Below are 21242 nucleotides of genomic sequence, written 5' to 3'. Positions count from 1 at the left end.
CGGCGCCCGCGTGCATTACATCTTCTTCGCGCGCACTTGCGCCACGAGGTAGTCGAGTACTTGGATCGTGCCGGCCAGGCTGTCGGTCGCCGCGGGGCCCGTTTCGTATTTCCCTTGGATGGCCAGCGTCGGGACGCCGTCGATCTTGTAGTCCTGAATCATCTGCTTATCGCGGTTCAACTCGGACTGCGTCGAGAACGAGTTGTAGGCGGCCAGGAACTTCTTCGTATCGACGCCCTGCGTGGCCAGGAATTTCGCCTGATCTTCCGGCGTCAGCAGGTAGTTCTTGTTGACGTGAATTTCATGGAAGATCGCGGGCGTCAGTTGCTGCACGAGGCCCAGCGCATCGACCGCGTGAAGGAGCTTCGAATGCGGGATGAAATCGTCGCGAAAGGCGACCGGTACGCGCTTGAACACGACATCCGCCGGCAGCGCCTTGACCCATTTCTCGAGGTACGGGTCGAATTCGTTGCAGTGCGGGCAGCCGTACCACATGAATTCGATGACTTCGATCTTGCCGGCCGGCGCATCGACCGGTTGCGGCGTCTTCAGGACCGTATAGTCCTTTCCGGCGACGGGCGCGGACGGAGACGCTTGCGCGACGCCCGCGCCGATAACGGCCAGGCTGACGGAAAACAACAGCGTACGGATCAGTTTTTTCATTTTGGGCTCGTGGGTACGATGAACGGGGCGCGTCGATGCCGGTACAAGGGCAGCTCGCTCGCTGCAAACATCTGCCGAATCAGACTCACGCCGTCCCCGCATGGTTCATTGGGGAACGGCGCATCGCCGCCTATGGGTTACTGCTTGGTAAAGCGAATCACGGCCGTGTCGATGCCCGCATCGGACAGACGTTGACGCGTCGCGTTCATGTCGTCGAATTTGGAGAACGGGCCGATGCGGACGCGGAAATACGTTACCCCGCCGGCATCGCGCTGCGACACCTTCGACTCGAAGCCCTGGAACGCCAGGCGCGCGCGCTGCTGCTCGGCGTCGGCGGCGGTTTTATAAGCGCCGACCTGCAGGAAGTAGCCGGTATTGGCGTCGTTCGCGCCGGCCGACGCGCCGGCGGCCGGATGCGCCGCGTTATTGGCGGTATTAGCGTTGTTCGCGTTCTGCGTGGCGGCGGGCGGCACGTTGGCCGGCTGCGCGGGCTTCTTCTGCGCGTTCGCTTGAGCCGGTTGCTGTTGCGCCGGTGCGCTCGCCGCGTTGGGTGCCGCACTCGACGCACCGTTCGTCGACGGTACCTCGACGATTTGCGGCTCTTGCAGCAAACCGGGCGCTTGCGCCGGCGTGGCCGGCTGCCCCGACGATTGGCCCGGCGCCGTGTTCGGCGGAGGCGTTTGTTGCGCCGCCTGCGGCACGGGTTGTCCCGGCGACTTACCTTGCAGCGCCCGATTCGGATCGTATTGCTGTTCGATCGTCCCTGTCTCGGACGCACCGCCCGGCGCGACCTTGGCCACGAACGGCGTGGGTGCGCGCGTGATATAGAGCGCCACGACCACGGCGATCGCCAGGCCGACGATCAAGCCCAGCACGATGCCGAGGAACGTGCTTCCGCTTTGCTTGCCCGCGCCCGAGGCGGCGCCTCGGCCCCGCGCGCGCGCAGGTTGGGCATCGGCGTTCTGCTTCCCCTTCGGGGACGTGCTGCGTGGCGCGGTACGGCTCGGTTTTGCCATTATCTGAATCACCTGCGAAAGAAGCCCGGAGGGCGGCACCGGCGCATGCCGTGCGTCAGGCCGCGAGAAGGGCGGCCACCGATTATAGCGATGGCGCGCGGCGGCGCGCGGTGAACGCGCGCGATGCTTTACATCTTGGCGGGAGAGGACACCCCGATGATCGCGAGGCCGTTGGCGAGCACTTGGCGCGTCGCCGCGAGCAGCGCGATGCGGGCGTCGCGCTCCGCTTGAGAGTCGACCAGCACGCGCTCGGCATTGTAGAACGAGTGAAATTCGCTCGCGAGTTCGCGCAGATAGAACGCGATCGCATGCGGCGCGAGTTCCGACGCCGCATGCGTCAGCATGTCGGGGTATTCCGCCAGCTTATGCATGAGCGACATGGCCCGCGCGCTCGTCAGCACGGAGACGTCCGCTTGCGGCAGCGCCGCCTCGTCGCCGGCGTAACGCGTCTTCCATTCGGCGAGGATCGAGCAGATCCGCGCGTGCGCGTATTGGACGTAATAGACCGGGTTCTCGTCGTTTTGCTTCAGCGCGAGATCGACGTCGAAGACGAATTCGGTGTCGGCCTTGCGCGAGATCAGGAAGAACCGCACCGCATCGCGCCCGCGCTGAATCGTCGCTTCGTCGAGCAGATCGGGAGCGGTTTCTTGACCCGGCGCGGCGCCGCCAGACCATTCGATCAAATCGCGCACGGTGACGTAGCTGCCGGCGCGCTTGGAAATCTTCACTTCCTGGCCGTCGCGCATGACGGTCACCATCTTGTGGAGAACGTAGTCGGGGTAGCCCTTCGGGATGCCGATGCCGAGCGCCTGCAGGCCCGCGCGCACGCGCGCGACCGTGCCGTGGTGGTCCGAGCCCTGCACGTTGATGACCTTCTCGAAGCCGCGTTCCCACTTCGTGACGTGATAGGCGACATCGGGCAGGAAATACGTATAGGTGCCGTCCGATTTGCGCATCACGCGGTCTTTGTCGTCGCCGTATTCGGTCGTGCGCAGCCACAGCGCGCCGTCTTGCTCGAACGTCTTGCCCGCGGCGACGAGCGCGTCGACGGTCTTCGCCACGCGCCCTTCCGAATATAGCGACGATTCGAGGTAGTAGCGATCGAACTTCACGCCGAAGGCCTGCAAATCCATGTCTTGCTCGTGACGCAAATAGGCCACGGCGAATTTGCGGATCGCGTCGAGATCGTCGATGTCGCCCTTGCCTTTGACGGGCTCGCCGTCCTTGGCCGCCACGGTCTCGCCGTTCAGGTAGTCGCAGGCGATGTCGGCGATGTATTCGCCGTTGTACGCCGCCTCGGGCCAGAGCGCATCGCCGGGCTTGAACCCCCTCGCGCGCGCTTGCGTGGAGACGGCCAGGTTATGGATCTGCGCGCCGGCGTCGTTGTAGTAGAACTCGCGGTGAACGCCGTAGCCTTGACTCGCGAGGACGTTCGCGAGCGCGTCGCCGAGCGCCGCTTGCCGGCCATGGCCCAGATGTAGCGGCCCGGTGGGATTGGCCGAGACGAATTCGACGAGCACGCGCTTGCCGGCGCCGTGCGTCGACCGGCCGAAGCCGGCGCCCTCGGCGATGACTGCGCCGACGACGGCCTGCTTCGCCTTCGACGTGAGCCGCAGGTTGATGAAGCCGGGACCGGCAATCTCGGCGGCGTCGATGAGGTCCTTGGCGGCCGGCTGCCCGAGCAGCGTATCGACGATGCGCTGAGCGAGTTCGCGCGGGTTTTTCTGCAGCGGCTTGGCAAGCTGCATGGCGACGTTGCAGGCGACATCGCCGTGCGCGGCCGCCTTCGGGCGTTCGAGCGCGATCGCGGGCGTGACGGCGGCATCGCCGTTCGATTCGGTGACGACTTGCTTCACGCTCGCGGCGAGCAAGGCTTCGAGATTTTGTTTATGTGCGGGCAGCATGCTGTTTCGGTACGGTCGGCTTGAGCGATCCGCGGCGCGGACGCAAGGGGTTGGCGGGAAGCGCGAGCCGGCGGGCTCGCCATCTTCGCGCAAGCGCGGCGCGAACGCGCGCGTTTATCTCTAGCCGGATTTTAGCAGGTGCTAATATGTCTCAATGAGGCGCCCCGCCACCGGGGACGTGGCCGCTATCGCTTTGCGCCGGCCGCGCAGCCGGGAGCAAGCACTGTCATGGCGCTGTCAGGCGTGGTAAACAAAACGAAGGAAACGGGTCCATCATGTTGATTACATTTAAATGTCGTGCGGCGCCGGATGTCGTCATGCTTGAAAATCTGGCGCAGTATCTGGTCGGCATCGTCGGCAAGCAATTGGGCGCGCGCGGCGTGATTACGCACGCCGAGTTGCCCGAGGCGATTTCGAAGCTAGAGGCGGCGATCGTGACGGACAAGCGGGAGATTGCCGAACACGAAGGGCATTTCCATGAAGGGGAAGAGGGACATGAGCCGCACGAGTTGCCGATCGGCCTCGCCCAGCGCGCTTTCCCGTTCCTCGACATGCTGCGCGAAGCGCATCGCGAAAACGCCGACGTCCTTTGGGGTGTTTGAGCGGCCTCGTCCAGGCCGGACCGCCGTGCGGCAAGCGTAGCCGCAATAGTCGGAACAAAGAGCCCGGTTCACGCTTGCTCGCGTGAACCGGGCTCTTCCTTTTGTGCGGACCGCGGGCGCGCTCCGCGATTGCCGCGCGCCGTCGATTAGAGCAAGGGCGCCAACGCCCGCTCGGCATCGGTGAGGGCGATCTCGTTGCGGCGGGCGAAGTCTTCCACTTGGTCGCGATCGATTTTGCCGACCGAAAAGTAGCGGCTTTCCGGATGGGCGATGTAAAAGCCCGACACGCTCGCGGCCGGCAGCATCGCGAGCGATTCGGTCACCGTCATGCCCACCTCGTCGGCCTTGAGCGTGGCGAACAAGTCGCGCTTCACGAGGTGGTCGGGGCAGGCCGGATAGCCTGGCGCCGGCCGGATTCCGGCGTAGCGTTCGGCGATCAGCGCTTCGTTGTCGAGCGTCTCGCCGGCCGCATATCCCCACAGTTCGCGCCGCACGCGCGCGTGCATGGCTTCGGCGAATGCCTCGGCCATCCGGTCGGCCAGGGCTTTGAGCATGATCGCGCTGTAGTCGTCGTGATCGGCGAGGAATTGCTTTTCCTTCGCATCGACGCCGATGCCCGCCGTGACGGCGAACATGCCGATGTAATCGGGCACGCCCGAATCCTTGGGCGCGATGAAATCGGCGAGCGAACGGTTCGGGCGCATCACGCCGTCCACCACGGGCCGCACGCTCTGCTGGCGCAGGTTATGCCACGTCATCGCGACTTGCGAGCGCGATTCGTCGGTGTAGATCTCGATGTCGTCGTCGCCGACGGTGTTCGCGGGCAGCAGCGCGATGACGCCGTTGGCCGTCAGCCAGCGGCCGGCAATGAGCCGCGCGAGCATCGACTTCGCGTCGGAGAACACGCGCCGTGCGGATTCGCCAACGATTTCGTCGTTCAAAATCGCCGGGTAGGGGCCGGCGAGGTCCCACGTCTGGAAAAACGGGCCCCAGTCGATGTATTGCGCCAGCTCGTTCAGGTCGTAGTTCTTGAACACGCGACGCCCCACGAAGGCCGGTTTCACGGGGCGGTAGGCGGCCCAATCGATGCGGGTCTTGTTGGCACGCGCTTGCGCGAGCGTCACCATCGGCTGCGCTTTTTTATTGGCGTGCTGCTGGCGGATCCGCTCGTATTCGCTTTTCAGTTCGTCGAGATACTTGGCCGCGCCCTCGTCGGAGAGCAGATTCGACGCTACCGACACCGAGCGCGACGCGTCGGGCACGTACACCACCGGCCCTTCGTAATGCGGTGCGATCTTCACGGCCGTATGCACGCGCGAGGTGGTCGCGCCGCCGATCAGCAGCGGGATTTTCTTGATGCGGAAGTAATCGTCGCGCTGCATTTCGGAGGCGACGTAGGCCATCTCTTCAAGGCTCGGCGTGATGAGTCCCGAAAGCCCGACGATATCCGCGCCTTCCACCTTCGCTTTGGCGAGGATTTCGTTGCACGGGACCATGACGCCCATGTTGACGACTTCGAAGTTGTTGCATTGGAGCACGACCGAGACGATGTTCTTGCCGATGTCGTGCACGTCGCCCTTCACGGTCGCGATGACGATCTTGCCCTTCGCGCGCACGTCGCCGCCCGCCTCGGCGAGCTTGCGCTTTTCCTCCTCGATGAACGGGATCAGATGCGCCACGGCTTGCTTCATCACGCGCGCCGATTTGACGACCTGCGGCAGGAACATCTTGCCCTGACCGAACAGGTCGCCCACGATGTTCATGCCGTCCATCAGCGGGCCTTCGATCACGTTGATCGGCCGTCCCCCGGCCGCGGCGATCTTTTGGCGCGCCTCTTCGGTGTCTTCGACGATGAAGTTCGTGATGCCGTGCACGAGCGCGTGCGCTAGGCGTGCCTCGACGCCTTGATTGCGCCATTCGAGGTTCTCTTCCTTCTTGGCCGCGCCGGTTTTGAATTTGTCGGCGATTTCGAGCAGCCGGTCCGTCGCGTCGGCGCGCCGATTGAGGATGACGTCCTCCACGCGCTCGCGCAGCTCGGGATCGAGATCGGCATAGACGCCGAGTTGGCCGGCGTTGACGATGCCCATGTCCATCCCGGCTTGAATCGCGTGATAGAGGAACACCGTATGGATCGCTTCGCGCACCGGGTCGTTGCCGCGGAACGAGAACGAGACGTTAGACACGCCGCCGCTTACCTTGGCATACGGCAGGTGCTGCTTGATCCAGCGCGTGGCTTCGATGAAATCGACGGCGTAGTTGTTGTGCTCCTCGATACCCGTCGCGACGGCGAAGATGTTCGGGTCGAAGATGATGTCCTCGGGCTCGAAGCCTACTTCGTCGACGAGGATTCGATACGAACGCTGGCAAATCTGCGTCTTGCGCTCGAACGTATCGGCTTGGCCCGTTTCGTCGAATGCCATGACGACGGCCGCGGCGCCGTAGCGTCGAATCAGCCGGGCATGGTGGCGGAACGCTTCCTCGCCTTCCTTCAGCGAGATCGAATTGACGATGGCTTTGCCCTGCACGCATTTGAGACCGGCCTCGATCACTTCCCATTTCGAGGAGTCGATCATGATCGGCACGCGCGCGATGTCGGGTTCGGAGGCGATCAGATTCAGAAAGCGCACCATCGCCGCTTTCGAATCGAGCATCGCTTCGTCCATATTGACGTCGATGATCTGCGCGCCATTCTCGACTTGTTGGCGCGCCACCGCGAGCGCCTCGTCGAACTGGCCGTTCAGGATCATGCGGGCGAACGCTTTGGAGCCCGTGACGTTCGTGCGCTCGCCCACGTTGATGAAGAGCGCGCCGGAGGCGACGTTAAACGGCTCGAGGCCGGCAAGACGCATCATGTGTTCGGTCATGGTTTGTGTGTGATCTGGCGTAAGTTCGTCCGGGTGCGATGTCATAGCGGCTCGAGGCTGCTGATGCGCTCGAACCATTGCCGGAAGTGCGGGCATTTCTCGCGGATTTCGTCTAGGCCGATGCGGTTTGCGAGATCGGGGCCGTGCAGTGTTTTCCGGTACCGCGGCTTCAATATGCGCGCGAGCAGCTTGGATGGAGCCGTCTCGGGAGAATCATTGATATGTTCCGGTGTTGGAAACCTCGCCTGAACGGCCGAGAGTTCGTCTTGATGGTGAGCCCACGCCGCCTCTGTTTCGCTAAAACGGCTCACGTTGGAAAACAGGATTGCTTCGAATTCGTGCGGCTGGATGTGGGGAATGAAGCGTTCGCGGCGACACTGCGACGCTGCGATAACGTCGTCCGCCAGCAAGGCTTCGATTTGCGACGCTCGTTCGGTGGGAGGCCGCCCGCGGCTTTCTTTCACTCCGGGAAAGCTCGTGTCCAACCCGTAGAGATCGAAAAAGCTGGTGACGTAAGTGTTCGTCCGTTGCGCAAGGGTACTCTTCAACTGTTGCCGCACGCGGGCAAGGTTGAGCGCCCCCCCGCTTGCCGTACCCGACGTCTTGATCAATCGAGGCTCGACGAAGATGTCGAGTCGACCGAGCGCGGGCGCCAATACGCTCCTAACAAACGTTTCTTCGGTCTGCCCTTCCCCGACGACGATCAGCGCGATCATTAGGCCGGTCTCCCGCCGAGGACATTTTGCTTCCAAAGCTCGCCCAGTGAGTAGTCGCCCAGCCAGGTTTTGAACTCATCCGGGTCGAGCCGGCGAAACTCCGAGGCGTTGTCTCTTCGATCGACGACAATCAAGTCTTCGACGCTGAGGCAGTTGATGAGCTCGACCGATTGCGTGGCGATGATCAATTGCTTGTGCTCCGCGGCACGTTGCAAGAGATCGGCGAGGACGTTTATCGCATAGGGGTGCAAGCCCAATTCCGGCTCGTCCAGTAAGATCACCGGCGGCATTAGCTCCCACGGCTGGAGCAAAAGGGTGCACAGACAGATAAATCGTAGGGTGCCGTCCGATAGGGCATGCGCCTTAAGCGGTGTGTCGGGGTCGCGCCGCTCGGTCCATTCGAGCTGCACATCCGCCGTTTCACTCGCTCGGTAGACGAAGTCGTCGAAGAACGGCGCCACGAGCCGAATGGCCGCCACGATCGCGCGGTAGCTGGCAATATGGTTCTCGCGCAGCATGCGGAGCCACGCCGCTAGATTCGCTCCATCCTCTTTCAAGCGGAGCGTGTCGTTAGTCGCGTGTATTTGCTTGACCTTCGCGGAATCGCTAGTGTCGTGGAAGTGGTAGACGCGCAGGCGGTTGAGCGGGTGGACGATTTCCTGCAGAAAGCGAGCCGTCGCAGGGTTGGCGGTACCCGCGTCGAGGTGGCGGGCTAGTTGCGACTCGGGATGCGACGCGCCAAAGGTTATCGGCCGCGACTGCGAGTGCTGCCACCGGTTATCCCAGACGATCTCTTGCCCGAAAACCAGACGATGGTCGGTCGTAGGCTCCAGCTCGAATCGATAGCGGTCCGCTTGGACCGCGGCTTCACCCTCTGACACCTCGGATTGATCGAACTCGAACTCAGCGACGATGCGGTCCGTCGTTTTGCGGCCATAGTAAAGAAGCGCATCCGGCCCGCCGCGCAATTGGACATGCATCTGCAACCGCTCGCTGAACATCTCTGCGAGCATGCGGAAGAAGCCGATGAAATTCGATTTCCCGGCTCCATTCGCCCCGATCAGAACGTTCAAGTTGCGCAACTCCAGATCACGCAATGCTCGGATCGACTTGTACCCCTCGATGGTCAGTTTGTTGATCGCTGGCATGATCGCAGTCCAAATGGCGGGGGCCAGTTAAGCCGCGTCGCGGTAATGTGCCCACGCGCGCGGCTTCACGCCGCTCAGCGCTTTGGCGATCGCCGCGATGTGTTCAGGCGTCGTGCCGCAGCAGCCGCCCGCGAGATTCACGAGCCCGGCCTGCGCGAATTCCTTCAACTGGCGCGACGTGTCGTCGGGCGTTTCGTCGAAGCCCGTGTCGCTCATCGGATTCGGCAAGCCCGCGTTCGGATAGCACGACACATAGGTGTCGCAAATCTTGGCCAGCTCGGCGATGTACGGACGCATCAACGCAGCGCCGAGCGCGCAGTTCAAGCCGAACGTCAGCGGCTTCGCATGACGCAGCGAATTCCAGAACGCCTCGACCGTCTGCCCCGACAAAATGCGGCCCGAGGCGTCGGTGACCGTGCCGGAGATCATCACGGGCAGCACTTGCCCCGTGTTCTCGAACAGTTCGTCCAACGCGAAGAGGGCCGCCTTCGCATTGAGCGTATCGAAGATGGTCTCGACGAGGAACAGGTCGGCGCCCCCCTCCAGCAACGCTTGCGCTTGCTCGTAGTACGCCGCCCGCAACTCGTCGAACGTGATGTTGCGCGCGCCCGGGTCGTTGACGTCGGGCGAGATACTGGCCGTCTTCGGCGTCGGTCCGATCGCGCCCGCGACGAACCGGGGCTTGTCCGGCGTCGAATATTTATCGCAAGCGGCGCGCGCGAGCTGCGCCGACGCCAGATTCATCTCGCGCACGAGCGATTCCATCCCGTAATCGGCCTGCGCGACCGACGTGGCCCCGAACGTGTTCGTTTCGATGATGTCGGCGCCCGCGGCCAGATACTGCTCGTGGATCTCGCCGATGATCTGCGGTTGCGTCAGCGAGAGCAACTCGTTGTTGCCCTTCACGTCGCGCCCGAAATCCTTGAAGCGTTCGCCTCGATAACGCGCTTCGTCGAGCTTGTAGCGCTGGATCATCGTGCCCATCGCGCCGTCCAGGATCAAGATGCGCGACGCGAGCAGCGCGGGCAAGGCGGCGCCTCGCGTATAGGGCGTGGGGGCGGCTGGAGCGGCGGCGGACGGGTTCATGACGGGCGGGCTCTAGGCGTAATCTCGGAACCGACATTGTAGCGGCTGCCGATTGAGCCCGCCGGTGATCCCGGGGGCGAGCAACGCGCAAAAGAAAACCCCGCCCGGCAAGCCGGACGGGGTTCGATGGGATTGTCGTGCCGCCTTGCGGCCTATGAAACCGTCAGTGCAGAACCACGGGCTGGGTCATCAGACTGTCGAATTGACCGAGGAACTCGTCTACTTCGTCTAACGTGGGCTCTTCTTCGATGAGCTTGCGTACATGCTCTCGAAACTGTGCCGCCATCGCGCCGTCGATGAAGATCTCGCGCTGCGTGTTCTTGTCTACGATTTCGTAGCCACCTGCGTTCATCGCCAGGTGGCCCGCTTGCGGTGCGAACTCGACGACACAATAGTTGGGGCTGTTGTAGATCATTTGCATGGCGACACTCCTTATTCCGATTGGCTCCTGGCCGTTTTCCGCCCAGTACTTGGAGCGTGTTGCATGGAATTTCAAGGGGTGGGTCTTAAACGACGCTTAAAACGGGTTGGAACATTGCAACTAAATGTTCGCCCCCAAACCGCAACCGCCAGCCTCAAGCGCCATCGACCTAATCGTTAGACCCCAATCATGCAAAACGTTCGAGCGGCAAGGGAAAACATCGAGGATCGTCCGTGTGCCTCGACACCTGCGTTAACGGCACGCGCGAGTCGCCGGTTTAGGGCTGCTCGCGCGTCGGCCCGGTCTCGAGCGCCGCGGCATCGGACGAGTCATCCGGTGTCCTTGCCATCGATGTTGCATTTTCCGCGCCCGGCGGGCGCAGGGGGCCGCGCCAGACGAGCTCCATCTGCGAGCCGTTGGGTTCCGTCTGCATGATCCGGGCGGGCAGCCAGCCCAGCGAAGGGGCGAGCCAAACGTCGATGCGGCGCCTGTCGCCGTCATGCCGAGGCAGTCTCATGAAGTGGCGGGCGTCGATGAAACCTTCGGCAGTCCGAATCGATTCGTCGCCGATCGTCTCGATCGGCCAAAGCTCGCCGCTGTCGTCGTCGGCCACGTAGAACGAGCGCGTGACGCCCGGTTTGTAGGTATCGGGATCGCCGCGTACGAGGCTTGCAAGCTGCATCACCATGCTGAAGCGGTCTTGGGCGCCGTCCGGCAGCGCAAGCGTCGTGCTCGTGCGCGTGAAGCCGATGCGTTTGTCCGCACGGTCGAACGTCGTGACTTGCTCGGGGCGGCGGCCGCGCTTTTCGATGTAGTGCTCGGGTGCAAGGCCAAAGGCGTCGATGCGGCCGCGGCTTTCGTAGGTAAACGTCCCGACGAATGGCAGCGGTACCGAAACGAGCATTTCATAGCCCTCGCGGTCGCTTGACCATCGGATCGTGCCTGGCGCGTTTTCCACCCCGTTGTAAAAGGTGTTGTAGTGCAAATCCCCGGAGGGCGGGACCGAGAATCGCGGGCCCGTCTTCGCGGTGCCCGCGGAGGCGTGGGTCGCGGCGTCGGTGGGCTCGCCGACGGCCGCGCTCGCCGCGAGCGCGGGGCCAGTCGCCGAGGGCTCGCTGACGCCCGGCGATTCGGACCCTTGCGGCGATTCGGTCGCGGCGGGGGGCGGGGTCAGGGCATGGAGCACGGGCGCGGCTTGGCCGTGCCGAGGCGCGCGGGCACGCGCCGGTTCGGTGCGCGCCGCGGGCGGACGATGTCCGGTCTCGCCGCGCGCGATCCGTTGCGCTGTCAACAGCGCCACCTCGACGGGAGGCTTGGACGTTTCGGGCGCGAGCGCGTCGCGATGCGTCGCGAACCACACCCAGCCCGCGCCATGCAGCGCGACGGCTAGCGCCAGCGCCGCGCCCCAACGCCAGGCGCGGCGCGGCGTCCCGCGCGGGGCGGAAACGGTACTGAGCGCCGGGGGGCAGCGGGACAACTCGGACATGGCGGAAGACTCGGGCGCCCGAAGGCAGCTTGCGAAACGTGGCAAGACACGGACAAACGCACATGATGCCCGCAAATGACGGATCGTGCCGGCCGTGACGAGCCGCCGGCGATCGCGCATCGAGCGTTACCGCGGCGCTTCGCTGTAGCCGAGTTCGTACGAGAGCTTGGCGGCGCATGCCTTGAGCGCTAGCGCGATCGGCCCGTCCCATGCGAGGTCGAATTCGCCCTCGTGCCCCAGCGCGGTCAAGCCGAGCGCCAGATCGCCGGAGGCGTCGAATACGGGGACGCAAAAGGCGTGGATCGTCGGCAGCAGCATGCCGGCAACGCGCGCCGCGCCATGCTCGCGTACCTGCGCGAGCACGGCTTCGAGTTCGGCTTCGCTGCGTGGACCCGTTGCGTGCGCGGCGCGGCGCGAGTGGCCCAGTTCGCGCTCGATCATGGCGGCGGTCTTGCCGCGCGGGAGGTAGGCCGCGAACAGCAGTCCCGTGGCCGAGCCGAGCAGCGGCATGACATCGCCGAGCTTGAGCGCCGCCTTCGCCGGGTGGCTCGATTCGCTCCAATGAACGACGGTAGGTCCGAGGTTGCCCCAAACCGCGATTCCGACGGTCACGTCGAGCCGGTCGCGCAGCTCGCTTAGCGCGAGCCGGGCGAGCTTGACGCCGTCCACGCGGGCCAGCCGCGCAAGGCCCATCTGCAACGCGAAGCCGCCCAGCTCGTAACGCCCCGAAACGGGGTCTTGCGCCACGACGCCCAGGCGCTGAAAACTCACGAGATAACGGTGCGCCTTCGCGGGACTCATCTGGGCGCGCTTAGCCAGATCGCGCAGCATCATCGCGCCCGGCTCGTTCGTCAGCACCTCCAGCAGACGAAATCCGACTTCGATCGACTGGATCCCCGAGCGCACCTTTTCCTCGCCGTCGGCGCCTTCCTCGAGCGCCTCGGGCGGCTCCCCGAGCTCAGGATCGGGCGAATCGGACAAAGCGGACGGGTGGGGATGCGTGGCGGACATGAGAAAGCGGGTGCGGGGTGATCGAGGGCCCGATTGGGGCTTCGGCTGGAATGCGCGCATCGCGACGGCCGACCGGGCCCCGTGGTGCTGCGCATTCACCATCGTAAAATAGATTGCTTCCAACGTCATCTCACGGCTTCGATCCTCGCTAAATGAAACTTGCCACGCTCAAAGACGGTTCCCGCGACGGTCAATTGATTGTCGTTTCGCGCGATCTGCGCACGGCCGCCATCGCCGATGGCATCGCTCCGACGCTGCAGCGCGCGCTCGACGACTGGCCCTTCTACGCCCCGCAGCTCGCCGAGCTCTACGACGCGCTCAATCAAGGCCGCGCCCGCAATACGTTCGCGTTCGAGCCGAAGGACTGCATGGCTCCGTTGCCGCGGGCATTTCAATGGGCCGACGGGTCTGCCTACGTCAATCACGTCGAACTCGTGCGCCGTGCCCGCGGGGCCGAAATGCCGCCCGAGTTCTGGACCGATCCCTTGATGTATCAAGGTGGCAGCGACGACTTCCTCGGTCCGCGCGACGACATCGTTTGCGCCTCGGAGGCATTCGGTATCGACTTCGAAGCCGAAGTGGCGGTCGTGACATCGGACGTACCGATGGCGAGTGCGCCCGACGCCGCGCTCAAGGCGGTGCGCCTGCTCATGCTCGTGAACGACGTTTCGTTGCGCAACTTGATTCCTGCCGAACTAGCGAAGGGTTTCGGCTTCTTTCAAAGCAAGCCGGCCACGGCGTTTTCGCCCGTGGCGGTGACGCCCGACGAACTGGGCGAGCACTGGCGGGAGGGCCGCGTGCATCGGCCGATGATCGTGCATTGGAACGGTAAGAAGGTCGGTCAGCCCGAGGCCGGGGTCGATATGGTGTTTCATTTCGGCCAGTTGATCGCCCATGCGGCCAAGACACGGAATCTGCGCGCCGGCTCGATCGTGGGCTCGGGCACCGTCTCGAACAAGGACGACAAGCGCGGCTACTGCTGCATCGCCGAGAAACGCTGTCTCGAAACGATAGCGGGCGGCGCACCCCAAACGGAGTACATGAGGTACGGCGACACGGTCAAGATCGAGATGTTCGACGAAGCGGGCAAATCGATCTTCGGCGCGATCGAGCAATCGGTGGCCCCGCTCGAGCGATGACCTAGCATGGCCGCGCCGGGTTTGGCCCGATGCGGGGCCGTCCGCGCGGGCCTACACTGACGAGACTGCGACGGCGCCCACGCGGCTCGTCGATACCCTTAAAGAGCCGACACGGATGACCGATACGACGCCTGCCGAAGACTTGAAGCATTACGCGCACTACCACTCGCTGCGGTTCAAGCGCCATCCTCACGGCGTGCTCGAAATCGTCATGAGCGGCGAGGGGATGAACAAGAGCGGCCTGGCCGCCGCGGACGACCGCATGCATCGCGAACTGGCCGAGATTTGGCGCGATGTCGACCGCGACCCGCATACGCGCGTCGCGGTGATACGCGGCGAAGGCAAAGGCTTCTCCGCGGGCGGCGACCTTGGCCTCGTCGAGCAGATGGCCGACGACTTCGACGTGCGCTCGCGCGTCTGGCGCGAGGCCCGCGACCTCGTCTACAACGTCATCAACTGCAGCAAGCCGATCGTCTCGGCGATGCACGGCCCCGCCGTGGGCGCCGGGCTCGTCGCGGGCTTGCTGGCCGATGTATCGATCGCGGCCACCGACGCGCGCATCATCGACGGGCACACGCGTTTGGGCGTGGCCGCCGGCGATCATGCCGCCATCGTGTGGCCGCTGTTGTGCGGCATGGCCAAGGCGAAGTACTACCTGTTGCTATGCGAGGCCGTGAGCGGGGCGGAAGCCGAGCGCATCGGGCTCGTATCGCTCGCCGTCGAACCGGACGATTTGCAGCCGCGCGCGTTCGAGGTGGCGACGCGGCTCGCGCAAGGCTCGCAAAGCGCCATTCGCTGGACCAAATACGCGCTCAACAATTGGCTGCGCATGGCCGGGCCGACCTTCGATACGTCGTTGGCGCTCGAATTCATGGGGTTTTCCGGCCCGGACGTACGCGAAGGCATCGAGTCGCTGCGCGAGCGGCGCGCGCCTCGGTTTCCGGGCAGCGGCGAAGCGGGCTGAACGCTATACGCTTTTTGACGACATTTCACTGTATCCGAGGAGCCGTTCATGACCGATACCGCAGGCGACAAACCGCCTTTCCCGGGCTTTCCCGGTTTTCCGCCCGCCGAGATGCTCGACAAGATGTGGGACATGATGCGCCTCACGCCGTTCGGTGCGGCGTTCCCCGGGATGCAGCCCGGCACGGCGCAAGGCTTCGGCTCGCCGCTGACCGCGATGTCGGACATGATGTCGCCGCTCATGAGCGTCGAGGAACTCGATAAGCGCATCACGGATATGCGCGCCGTCGAGCAATGGCTGAAGTTGAACTTGAACATGCTGCAGTCGGCGATTCAGGCGCTCGAGGTGCAGCGTGCGACGCTCTCCACGCTGCGCGCGTTCGGTGCGTTCGCGCAGGCCTCGATGACTCAAGCGACCGATGGCGGGAGCGCGCAACCGAGCTCCCCTTCGCCGTGGAGCACGTCGTCGAGCACGCAGTCCGACAGCGCGGCGGGGCCCGGCTCGGCGGCGCGAGCGAGCGCGGCTCAGGCGGCATCCAGCGCCGGCGATAGCGATGCGAGTGCCGCCGGCGACGCGCAGCAAAGCGCAGACGCGCCGGCCGGTGGTGCGTTCGACCCGTCGAGTTGGTGGAATCTGTTGCAGTCGCAATTCAATCAATTGGCGGCGTTTGCGATGACGCAGCCGGGCGCGGCCGGCGAGCAAGGCGAGGGCGATGCGAAACCGGCATCGTCGAAAAAGGCCGGCGGCGCGGCCGGCACTCGGGCCGCGGGCGGCTCGGCCAAGGCGGCTCCCGAGCCTGCCGCGAAACGGCCGGCCGCACGCAAACCCGCGGCGAAACCCGCCTCACGGCCGGGCAGCGCCGCGCGCGGGGAAAAATGACGTCGATACGGGCAGGCCGCGAGTGAGCCGCTTCGATTGCCGCTCGCGAGTCCTGCCTGGTTTTTCGCTGGGGTGCGTACCGTGCGTCTGGCGCTGGTTTTGATGGGAGGCGGCGCGCGCGCCGCTTACCAAGTGGGCGCCCTCAAGGCGCTGGCGCAACTCGCGCGCGAGATCGCGCCGGAGCGGCGCGCCTCGCCGTTTACGATCGTATGCGGCACGTCGGCCGGCGCCATCAATGCCGCCTCGATCGCCAGTCACGCGGACGACCTCGCATTGGGCGTCGGCCGGCTCATCGATTTTTGGTCGCATATCCGCGCGGCGCAGGTCTATCGCACCGATTGGCGCGGGGTGGCGGCCGCCGGCGCGCGATGGCTCGCGGCGATGAGTTTCGGCTGGGCCGTGCGGCGCTCGCCGCGGGCGCTCTTCGACAATAGCCCGCTCGCCGCTTTGCTGCACGGCGCGCTCGATTTCGCGCGCATCGGCGAAATGCTCGATGCGCATGCGTTGCACGCCTTGTCGATCACGGCGCTCAGTTATTCGAGCGGCAGGCATTTGACGTTCTATCAGGCGGAGGAGCCGATCCAGTCTTGGCGGCGGGCGCAGCGAGGGGCGCGCATGGTATCGCTCACGCCCGCGCATTTGCTGGCGTCGTCGGCGATCCCGTTTCTCTTCCCGGCGGTGCCGCTCGAGCTCGACGGCTGCATCGAGTACTTCGGCGACGGCTCTATTCGGCAAATCGCGCCGCTGAGCCCCGCGATTCATTTCGGCGCGCAGCGCATCGTCGTGCTCGGGGCGGCGGCGCCGCGCCCCGAAGTGCCGGCGGCGGGCATCGAGAGCGGTTATCCCTCGCTCGCGCAAATCGGCCAACAAGTGCTCGCCAGCGTCTTTCTCGACTCGATCGGCGCCGATATCGAACGCATCGAGCATATCAACGGCATGATTCGTCACCTGCCGCAGCAGATCGAACCCGAGAGCGGCTGGCGCCATGTCGATGTATTGCCGATCGCGCCCAGTGAGCGCATCGAACTCGTGGCCGCGCGCCATCTAAAGCGTCTGCCGCTCACGGTGCGCGGGCTGCTGGGCGCCGTCGGCGGCAACCGGGCCGCCGGCGCGTCGTTCGCGAGCTATCTGCTGTTCGAGGCGGAATTCGCGGCCGAACTGATCGAACTCGGGTTTCGCGACGCGCTTGCGCAGCGCGAACGGCTGGCCGATTGGATTCGCGCGACCCTCGAGCAAGAGCCGGCGGGCGCAGCGCGGACGGGCGCCGAGCGCCCCCGCGCATTGCCATGAGCCGACGCGCCGCCGTTGTGGCGGCGCGTCGGACGTTCCTCGAAGCGGGCGGCGACGCCGGCGGCGCATGCTATCATTTCAAAGCTTTCGATCCGTGGGCGAACACCCAAAAACCATGATCGCGGTTGGTCGTTGCGCCGCCGTCCTCCGGACACTGCAAGGCAAGGGCTCGGCGCGAGGCGCGGCGCCGCGTTCGATCATCTCCGGGGCTCAGCGCCGGGCGATGTGCACACGCGCGGCACCGGTCGCACCGGCGGCCTTGAGTTCGGTCAATAAATGGATACGATCGCAGCGTAAAATTGTGTGCTTTTCGCCGCACGGTGCGGCGAGCGGCCGCGCGCGGCAATAGTCATACGAGTTGCAATGGGCAGACCAGGGGTGGGACCTATGAACACCATGCTTTATCCGGAACTTTATAAATCGCTGGAATCGGTCCGATGGGATATGGAGAAGGACATTCCCTGGGACAAGTTCGATCCGTCGCTGCTGACCGACGAGCAGGCCACGACGATCAAAATGAACGCGATCACGGAATGGTCGGCGCTGCCGGCCACGGAGATGTTCCTACGCGACAACCACCACGACAGCGACTTCTCGGCGTTCATGAGCGTGTGGTTTTTCGAGGAGCAAAAGCATTCGCTGGTCTTGATGGAGTACCTGCGCCGCTTCAAGCCCGAGATGGTGCCGACCGAAGAGGAGCTGCACGCCGTGCGCTTCGAGTTCGACCCGGCCCCGCCGCTCGAAACGCTGATGCTGCACTTTTGCGGCGAAATCCGCCTGAATCACTGGTATCGCCGCGCCGCCGAATGGCACACGGAGCCCGTGATCAAACATATTTACGAGACGATCTCGCGCGATGAGGCGCGCCACGGCGGCGCCTATTTGCGTTACATGAAGAAAGCGCTGAACAACTGCGGCGACGTCGCGCGCGCGGCGTTCTCGAAGATCGGCGTCTTGATGGCTTCGGCGCGCCGGACCGAAAAGCCGCTGCACCCCACCAATTTGCACGTGAATCGCGATCTGTTCCCGCGCGACACGATCCAATCGCGCCTGCCCGATCCCGAATGGCTCGAGCGTTGGCTCGACGAGCAGATCCGTTTCGACGACGGCTGGGAAAAGAAGGTGGTCGAGCGCATCTTGCACAACCTCTCGCTGCTGTTCGAGCGCACGTTTACGACGGCTCAGGAACTGAACCGCTATCGCAAGGAAGTCGCTGCGCGCCTACAGGCCGCGGGTTCGGCCGAGCATCAGGCCGCTTAACGCGGCCTGCCTCAAGCCCATGTCTCCCGTCTCGTTCGAACGCAAAATCACCACGCGCGAAGCGCTCTCGGCCCGGCGCGACACCCTTGCCGGCCCCGTCGTCTTCACGAACGGCGTGTTCGACATCCTGCACCGCGGTCATGTGACCTACCTTGCGCGCGCGAAAGCGCACGGCGCCACGCTGATCGTCGGCGTCAATAGCGACCCCTCGGTGCGCATGCTCGGCAAGGGCGACGACCGTCCGATCAACGTCGAGGATGACCGGATGGCGCTGCTTGCCTCGCTCGAATCCGTGGATTGGGTCGTGCCGTTCGAGGAGCGCACGCCGGTCGAACTCATCCGCGCGCTGCGCCCCGACGTGCTCGTCAAAGGCGGCGACTACGACATGGACGCGCTACCCGAATCGGCGATCGTGCGCGGTTGGGGCGGCCGGGCGCTGGCGATCGCGTTCGAACACGAGCGCTCCACGACGGCATTGCTCAAGAAAGTACGCGCCCAAGCCGGCACAGCCTGAGCCGCGTCATCGGGCGTGCGGCGTGCTTAGCCGCCGAGCGGCGCCGCGTTCAGGGCCGGCGACGGATCGGGCTGACCGATGATGACTTGCTCGGCCGACTGGGCCTCGCTGATCGGCGTTGCCTTCAGCCATTCGGGATGAACCTGCCGTTCGATATGATTCGACTCGATCGGCCCGGCCGCCGGCAGCGGCCCGAGCATGCCGCTCGCGAGCGCGAACGCGATCATATTCGCAAGCAACAAAATGGCGATTAGCCAACGCAACATCGTCACGTCTCCCTATCGTTCACATCCGTTTTGCGAGCAATCCGCCGCATCTTGCGCCGCGATCAGCGCGAGCCCCGCCAACACCAGGGAGTCGTGGCGCGTATGCGGCACGTCGAGCGCCTGGGTGATCTCGTCCGCCGCGCCGCCGCCGACGACGAGCCTAACCGGTACGTCCCAAGCGCGCGACAGGTCGCGCCACGCGCGCTCGAGGAGCCCGGCCTGAGCGAACAGCGAACCGCACGCGATCGCATGGCGCGTGTCGGTCGCGAACGCATGTCGCGCGGGTAGCTCGCCGACGAGCGTGCGCGCCGAGTCCGCGGCCAACGTGGGCAATTGGGCCGTATGCTCGCCCAGCGAGCGCATCATCAGCGCCCATCCGGGCGCGATCATGCCACCCACGAATCGGCCGTCCGCCGTCAGCGCTTCCAACGTCGTCGCGGTGCCGAGCGTGGCGATCAACAGCGCTTCGCCCGGAAACGCGGCACGTGCTCCGATGAGGCTGGCCCATCGATCGCTGCCTAGCAGCTCCGGGGCGCCGTAGCCGTTGACTACGCCGCATTGCCGCGCGCGGGCGCGGATGAACGTGCGCGGCAAATCCGGCCAATGCGTATCGAGCAGCGCCGTTAGCCGCTCGGCCACGGCTTCGCCCGCCACGTTCGAGATCCAGGCGCCGGCCGGCGCGTCGAGCCCCGCCCAGTCGGAATCCGTCTCGGCCTCGAGCGTATGCGCCAATATACCGCCGCCCACGGACGCCCCGCGGCCGTCGACGAGCGCCCATTTGATGCGGCTGTTGCCGGCATCGATCAGCAGGTGCGGCGCGCGGCCCGTCATGGCGCCTCGCCGGCGAGCCGCAGCGAGACGTCACCCGTCGCGATGGCCTGCGTGCCGGTAGCGGTGGCGAGCAGAAGTTGCCCGGACGCGTCGACACCCGTTGCCGTGCCGCGTGCGAACTCCACACCTTTCTCGATCAGGACGACTTCGCGGTTCGCATAGGCGTGGTACGCATTCCAGCGATCGACGAAGGCGGCGAAGCCATGCGCGCCGAAACGCTCGATCATCTCCGTGAGCGCCTTGACGACGACGGCGAGGGTGTCGGTCAAATTCGCATTGGGCAGCGCCTGCGAGAGCGCCGCGGGCGGGGTGCCGCGGGCTTGAGCGGGCAGGCTGGACGCGGCCGCTTCCAGTTCGGCTTCGAGCGCTTCGTCGCGCCGCACGTTGATGCCGACGCCGATGACGACAGCACTGGCGCTTGCGGTGCTCCAGGCTGTTTCGATCAAGATGCCGGCAAGCTTGCGGCCGTCCAGCAGCACGTCGTTCGGCCATTTGAGCCGCACTCGCGCGGCTTCGCTCGGGGTCAAGCGTCCGAGCGCCTCGGCGACGGCGACGCCGGTCGCGAGGCTTAGACCCGCGAGACCCGCCAGCGGGCGCGGCAGCACGCACGCGAGCGAGAACGTGAGCGCGTGTCCCGGCTTCGTTTGCCACGTGCGGCCTTGCCGCCCTCGGCCCGCCGTTTGCCGGTAGGCCGCCCGCACCGCATGCACGCCCAAGGCGACACGCTCGCGCGGCAGCGCTTTCATGCGCGCCATCAGGTCCGTGTTGGTGGAGGCCGTCTCGTCGACGATCTCGAGCGCCTCGGACGGAATCGCGCTCGCGCCGCCGGCCCGCGCGCGGTCGCGGTCGATGCGCCAGTCGCCGCTCTCCGGCGCGGCGCCGGCGTTCGGAGGGGGAAAAAGGGTATCGGTCATGGCTGTATTGTAGTGGGGCCGGCGCCGGGCGGCGTGCGAACCTCGCGGTCGCGCGCCGTATCCAGTGAAAAGACCGGTCGGGCGCGCGCCCGCTACAATGGCCCCAGTTCACTTTCCGTCTGATATTCGTTCCTTGGACTTCGATACCCCGCCCGGTTTGCGGATCGAGGCCGGCACCTCCGGGCCGCGCGTCACGCTGTCCGGCCAATGGACGGCGCTGGCGCTCGCGCGCGACCGCGCCCGCGCCGGCGCGACCTCGCGCCTGGCC

Annotated in this window: 20 protein-coding genes and 1 pseudogene; 8 read left to right on the top strand and 13 right to left on the bottom strand. The window is 65.3% G+C overall.

The window, feature by feature from the left end; all coding sequences use genetic code 11:
• Positions 1-15: 15 nt before the first annotated feature.
• From DXT59_RS00280 to argS, 3 genes are all read right to left on the bottom strand, one after another.
• Positions 16-663 (bottom strand): thiol:disulfide interchange protein DsbA/DsbL, encoded by a 648-nt coding sequence (locus DXT59_RS00280; protein WP_116134730.1) that lies wholly within the window; start codon positions 661-663, stop codon positions 16-18.
• 137 nt (positions 664-800) lie between these two features.
• On the bottom strand, positions 801-1679 hold the full coding sequence (locus tag DXT59_RS00275; RefSeq protein WP_116134731.1) for an SPOR domain-containing protein: 879 nt from the start codon (positions 1677-1679) through the stop codon (positions 801-803).
• Positions 1680-1807: 128 nt separating this feature from the next.
• Positions 1808-3583 (bottom strand): arginine--tRNA ligase, encoded by a 1776-nt coding sequence (argS, locus tag DXT59_RS00270; RefSeq protein WP_116134733.1) that lies wholly within the window; start codon positions 3581-3583, stop codon positions 1808-1810.
• A gap of 275 nt (positions 3584-3858) precedes the next feature.
• On the opposite strand from argS, the gene DXT59_RS00265 reads away from it, so the two are divergent.
• A complete protein-coding gene (locus DXT59_RS00265) occupies positions 3859-4185 on the top strand; it encodes a DUF1840 domain-containing protein (protein WP_116134735.1) in 327 nt (108 codons plus the stop codon).
• Positions 4186-4331: 146 nt separating this feature from the next.
• On the opposite strand, the gene metH is transcribed toward DXT59_RS00265, so the two are convergent.
• The 7 genes from metH to DXT59_RS00230 form a co-directional block, all read right to left on the bottom strand.
• Positions 4332-7094 carry a methionine synthase gene (gene metH / locus DXT59_RS00260; protein ID WP_116134738.1) on the bottom strand — a complete coding sequence of 921 codons (2763 nt, stop codon included), beginning with the start codon at positions 7092-7094 and terminating at the stop codon, positions 4332-4334.
• Positions 7091-7765, bottom strand: coding sequence for a DUF4276 family protein (locus DXT59_RS00255; RefSeq protein ID WP_116134740.1), 675 nt, complete (start codon positions 7763-7765; stop codon positions 7091-7093). Before DXT59_RS00255 ends, metH begins: the two co-directional genes overlap by 4 nt.
• Entirely contained in the window at positions 7765-8913 is a 1149-nt protein-coding gene (locus DXT59_RS00250; protein WP_116134742.1) for an AAA family ATPase, read from the bottom strand. The genes DXT59_RS00255 and DXT59_RS00250 overlap by 1 nt, the downstream gene beginning before the upstream one ends.
• Positions 8914-8940: 27 nt before the next feature.
• Entirely contained in the window at positions 8941-9999 is a 1059-nt protein-coding gene (locus tag DXT59_RS00245) for a homocysteine S-methyltransferase family protein (RefSeq protein ID WP_116134745.1), read from the bottom strand.
• Positions 10000-10162: 163 nt separating this feature from the next.
• A complete protein-coding gene (locus DXT59_RS00240) occupies positions 10163-10420 on the bottom strand; it encodes a BTH_I0359 family protein (RefSeq protein ID WP_102609771.1) in 258 nt (85 codons plus the stop codon).
• 277 nt (positions 10421-10697) lie between these two features.
• The gene (locus DXT59_RS00235; RefSeq protein ID WP_116134747.1) at positions 10698-11906 is read right to left on the bottom strand and encodes a DUF3108 domain-containing protein; all 1209 of its coding nucleotides are present in this window, start codon (positions 11904-11906) and stop codon (positions 10698-10700) included.
• Positions 11907-12032: 126 nt separating this feature from the next.
• Entirely contained in the window at positions 12033-13046 is a 1014-nt protein-coding gene (locus DXT59_RS00230; protein ID WP_162877878.1) for an IclR family transcriptional regulator, read from the bottom strand.
• 23 nt (positions 13047-13069) lie between these two features.
• Between DXT59_RS00230 and DXT59_RS00225 the strand changes: the two genes are divergently transcribed.
• The 6 genes from DXT59_RS00225 (at position 13070) to rfaE2 (ending at position 18963) form a co-directional block, all read left to right on the top strand.
• Positions 13070-14056 carry a fumarylacetoacetate hydrolase family protein gene (locus DXT59_RS00225; protein WP_116134749.1) on the top strand — a complete coding sequence of 329 codons (987 nt, stop codon included), beginning with the start codon at positions 13070-13072 and terminating at the stop codon, positions 14054-14056.
• Between the two features lie 115 nt (positions 14057-14171).
• Positions 14172-15020 carry an enoyl-CoA hydratase/isomerase family protein gene (locus tag DXT59_RS00220; protein WP_205417351.1) on the top strand — a complete coding sequence of 283 codons (849 nt, stop codon included), beginning with the start codon at positions 14172-14174 and terminating at the stop codon, positions 15018-15020.
• A gap of 48 nt (positions 15021-15068) precedes the next feature.
• On the top strand, positions 15069-15899 hold the full coding sequence (locus DXT59_RS00215; protein WP_116134751.1) for a PhaM family polyhydroxyalkanoate granule multifunctional regulatory protein: 831 nt from the start codon (positions 15069-15071) through the stop codon (positions 15897-15899).
• Between the two features lie 81 nt (positions 15900-15980).
• Positions 15981-17189: a patatin-like phospholipase family protein gene (locus tag DXT59_RS00210; RefSeq protein ID WP_116134773.1), complete on the top strand. Its 1209-nt coding sequence runs from the start codon at positions 15981-15983 to the stop codon at positions 17187-17189.
• A 396-nt stretch (positions 17190-17585) separates the two neighbouring features.
• Positions 17586-18449 carry a ferritin family protein gene (locus DXT59_RS00200; protein ID WP_205417352.1) on the top strand — a complete coding sequence of 288 codons (864 nt, stop codon included), beginning with the start codon at positions 17586-17588 and terminating at the stop codon, positions 18447-18449.
• Between the two features lie 19 nt (positions 18450-18468).
• Positions 18469-18963, top strand: coding sequence for a D-glycero-beta-D-manno-heptose 1-phosphate adenylyltransferase (gene rfaE2, locus DXT59_RS00195; protein ID WP_116134757.1), 495 nt, complete (start codon positions 18469-18471; stop codon positions 18961-18963).
• A 26-nt stretch (positions 18964-18989) separates the two neighbouring features.
• Here rfaE2 and DXT59_RS00190 read toward each other — a convergent pair whose 3' ends face one another.
• The 3 genes from DXT59_RS00190 to DXT59_RS00180 are packed head-to-tail and all read right to left on the bottom strand — an operon-like array spanning position 18990 to position 20974.
• Positions 18990-19229 carry a hypothetical protein gene (locus tag DXT59_RS00190; protein WP_116134759.1) on the bottom strand — a complete coding sequence of 80 codons (240 nt, stop codon included), beginning with the start codon at positions 19227-19229 and terminating at the stop codon, positions 18990-18992.
• Positions 19230-19241: 12 nt separating this feature from the next.
• Positions 19242-20060: a type III pantothenate kinase gene (locus tag DXT59_RS00185; protein ID WP_116134761.1), complete on the bottom strand. Its 819-nt coding sequence runs from the start codon at positions 20058-20060 to the stop codon at positions 19242-19244.
• On the bottom strand, positions 20057-20974 hold the full coding sequence (locus DXT59_RS00180) for a biotin--[acetyl-CoA-carboxylase] ligase (protein WP_116134763.1): 918 nt from the start codon (positions 20972-20974) through the stop codon (positions 20057-20059). The genes DXT59_RS00185 and DXT59_RS00180 overlap by 4 nt, the downstream gene beginning before the upstream one ends.
• Positions 20975-21107: 133 nt before the next feature.
• On the opposite strand from DXT59_RS00180, the pseudogene DXT59_RS31025 reads away from it, so the two are divergent.
• Positions 21108-21242, top strand: a pseudogene (locus DXT59_RS31025) (ABC transporter permease); the annotation flags it as partial.

The sequence above is a fragment of the Trinickia diaoshuihuensis genome (genome assembly GCF_003390925.1).
In the GTDB taxonomy this organism is placed as follows: Bacteria; Pseudomonadota; Gammaproteobacteria; order Burkholderiales; family Burkholderiaceae; genus Trinickia; species Trinickia diaoshuihuensis.
The sequence above is the reverse complement of the archived record's forward strand: the minus strand, read 5'-3'. Positions and strand labels throughout refer to the sequence as shown.

What these genes read in the sequence shown, in the direction of transcription:
- DXT59_RS00280 (WP_116134730.1), bottom strand. Translation starts at nt 663, where the DNA reads ATGAAAAAACTGATCCGTACGCTGTTGTTTTCCGTCAGCCTGGCCGTT.
- DXT59_RS00275 (WP_116134731.1), bottom strand. Translation starts at nt 1,679, where the DNA reads ATGGCAAAACCGAGCCGTACCGCGCCACGCAGCACGTCCCCGAAGGGG.
- argS (WP_116134733.1), bottom strand. Translation starts at nt 3,583, where the DNA reads ATGCTGCCCGCACATAAACAAAATCTCGAAGCCTTGCTCGCCGCGAGC.
- DXT59_RS00265 (WP_116134735.1), top strand. Translation starts at nt 3,859, where the DNA reads ATGTTGATTACATTTAAATGTCGTGCGGCGCCGGATGTCGTCATGCTT.
- metH (WP_116134738.1), bottom strand. Translation starts at nt 7,094, where the DNA reads ATGACATCGCACCCGGACGAACTTACGCCAGATCACACACAAACCATG.
- DXT59_RS00255 (WP_116134740.1), bottom strand. Translation starts at nt 7,765, where the DNA reads ATGATCGCGCTGATCGTCGTCGGGGAAGGGCAGACCGAAGAAACGTTT.
- DXT59_RS00250 (WP_116134742.1), bottom strand. Translation starts at nt 8,913, where the DNA reads ATGCCAGCGATCAACAAACTGACCATCGAGGGGTACAAGTCGATCCGA.
- DXT59_RS00245 (WP_116134745.1), bottom strand. Translation starts at nt 9,999, where the DNA reads ATGAACCCGTCCGCCGCCGCTCCAGCCGCCCCCACGCCCTATACGCGA.
- DXT59_RS00240 (WP_102609771.1), bottom strand. Translation starts at nt 10,420, where the DNA reads ATGCAAATGATCTACAACAGCCCCAACTATTGTGTCGTCGAGTTCGCA.
- DXT59_RS00235 (WP_116134747.1), bottom strand. Translation starts at nt 11,906, where the DNA reads ATGTCCGAGTTGTCCCGCTGCCCCCCGGCGCTCAGTACCGTTTCCGCC.
- DXT59_RS00230 (WP_162877878.1), bottom strand. Translation starts at nt 13,046, where the DNA reads ATGACGTTGGAAGCAATCTATTTTACGATGGTGAATGCGCAGCACCAC.
- DXT59_RS00225 (WP_116134749.1), top strand. Translation starts at nt 13,070, where the DNA reads ATGAAACTTGCCACGCTCAAAGACGGTTCCCGCGACGGTCAATTGATT.
- DXT59_RS00220 (WP_205417351.1), top strand. Translation starts at nt 14,172, where the DNA reads ATGACCGATACGACGCCTGCCGAAGACTTGAAGCATTACGCGCACTAC.
- DXT59_RS00215 (WP_116134751.1), top strand. Translation starts at nt 15,069, where the DNA reads ATGACCGATACCGCAGGCGACAAACCGCCTTTCCCGGGCTTTCCCGGT.
- DXT59_RS00200 (WP_205417352.1), top strand. Translation starts at nt 17,586, where the DNA reads ATGCTTTATCCGGAACTTTATAAATCGCTGGAATCGGTCCGATGGGAT.
- rfaE2 (WP_116134757.1), top strand. Translation starts at nt 18,469, where the DNA reads ATGTCTCCCGTCTCGTTCGAACGCAAAATCACCACGCGCGAAGCGCTC.
- DXT59_RS00190 (WP_116134759.1), bottom strand. Translation starts at nt 19,229, where the DNA reads ATGTTGCGTTGGCTAATCGCCATTTTGTTGCTTGCGAATATGATCGCG.
- DXT59_RS00185 (WP_116134761.1), bottom strand. Translation starts at nt 20,060, where the DNA reads ATGACGGGCCGCGCGCCGCACCTGCTGATCGATGCCGGCAACAGCCGC.
- DXT59_RS00180 (WP_116134763.1), bottom strand. Translation starts at nt 20,974, where the DNA reads ATGACCGATACCCTTTTTCCCCCTCCGAACGCCGGCGCCGCGCCGGAG.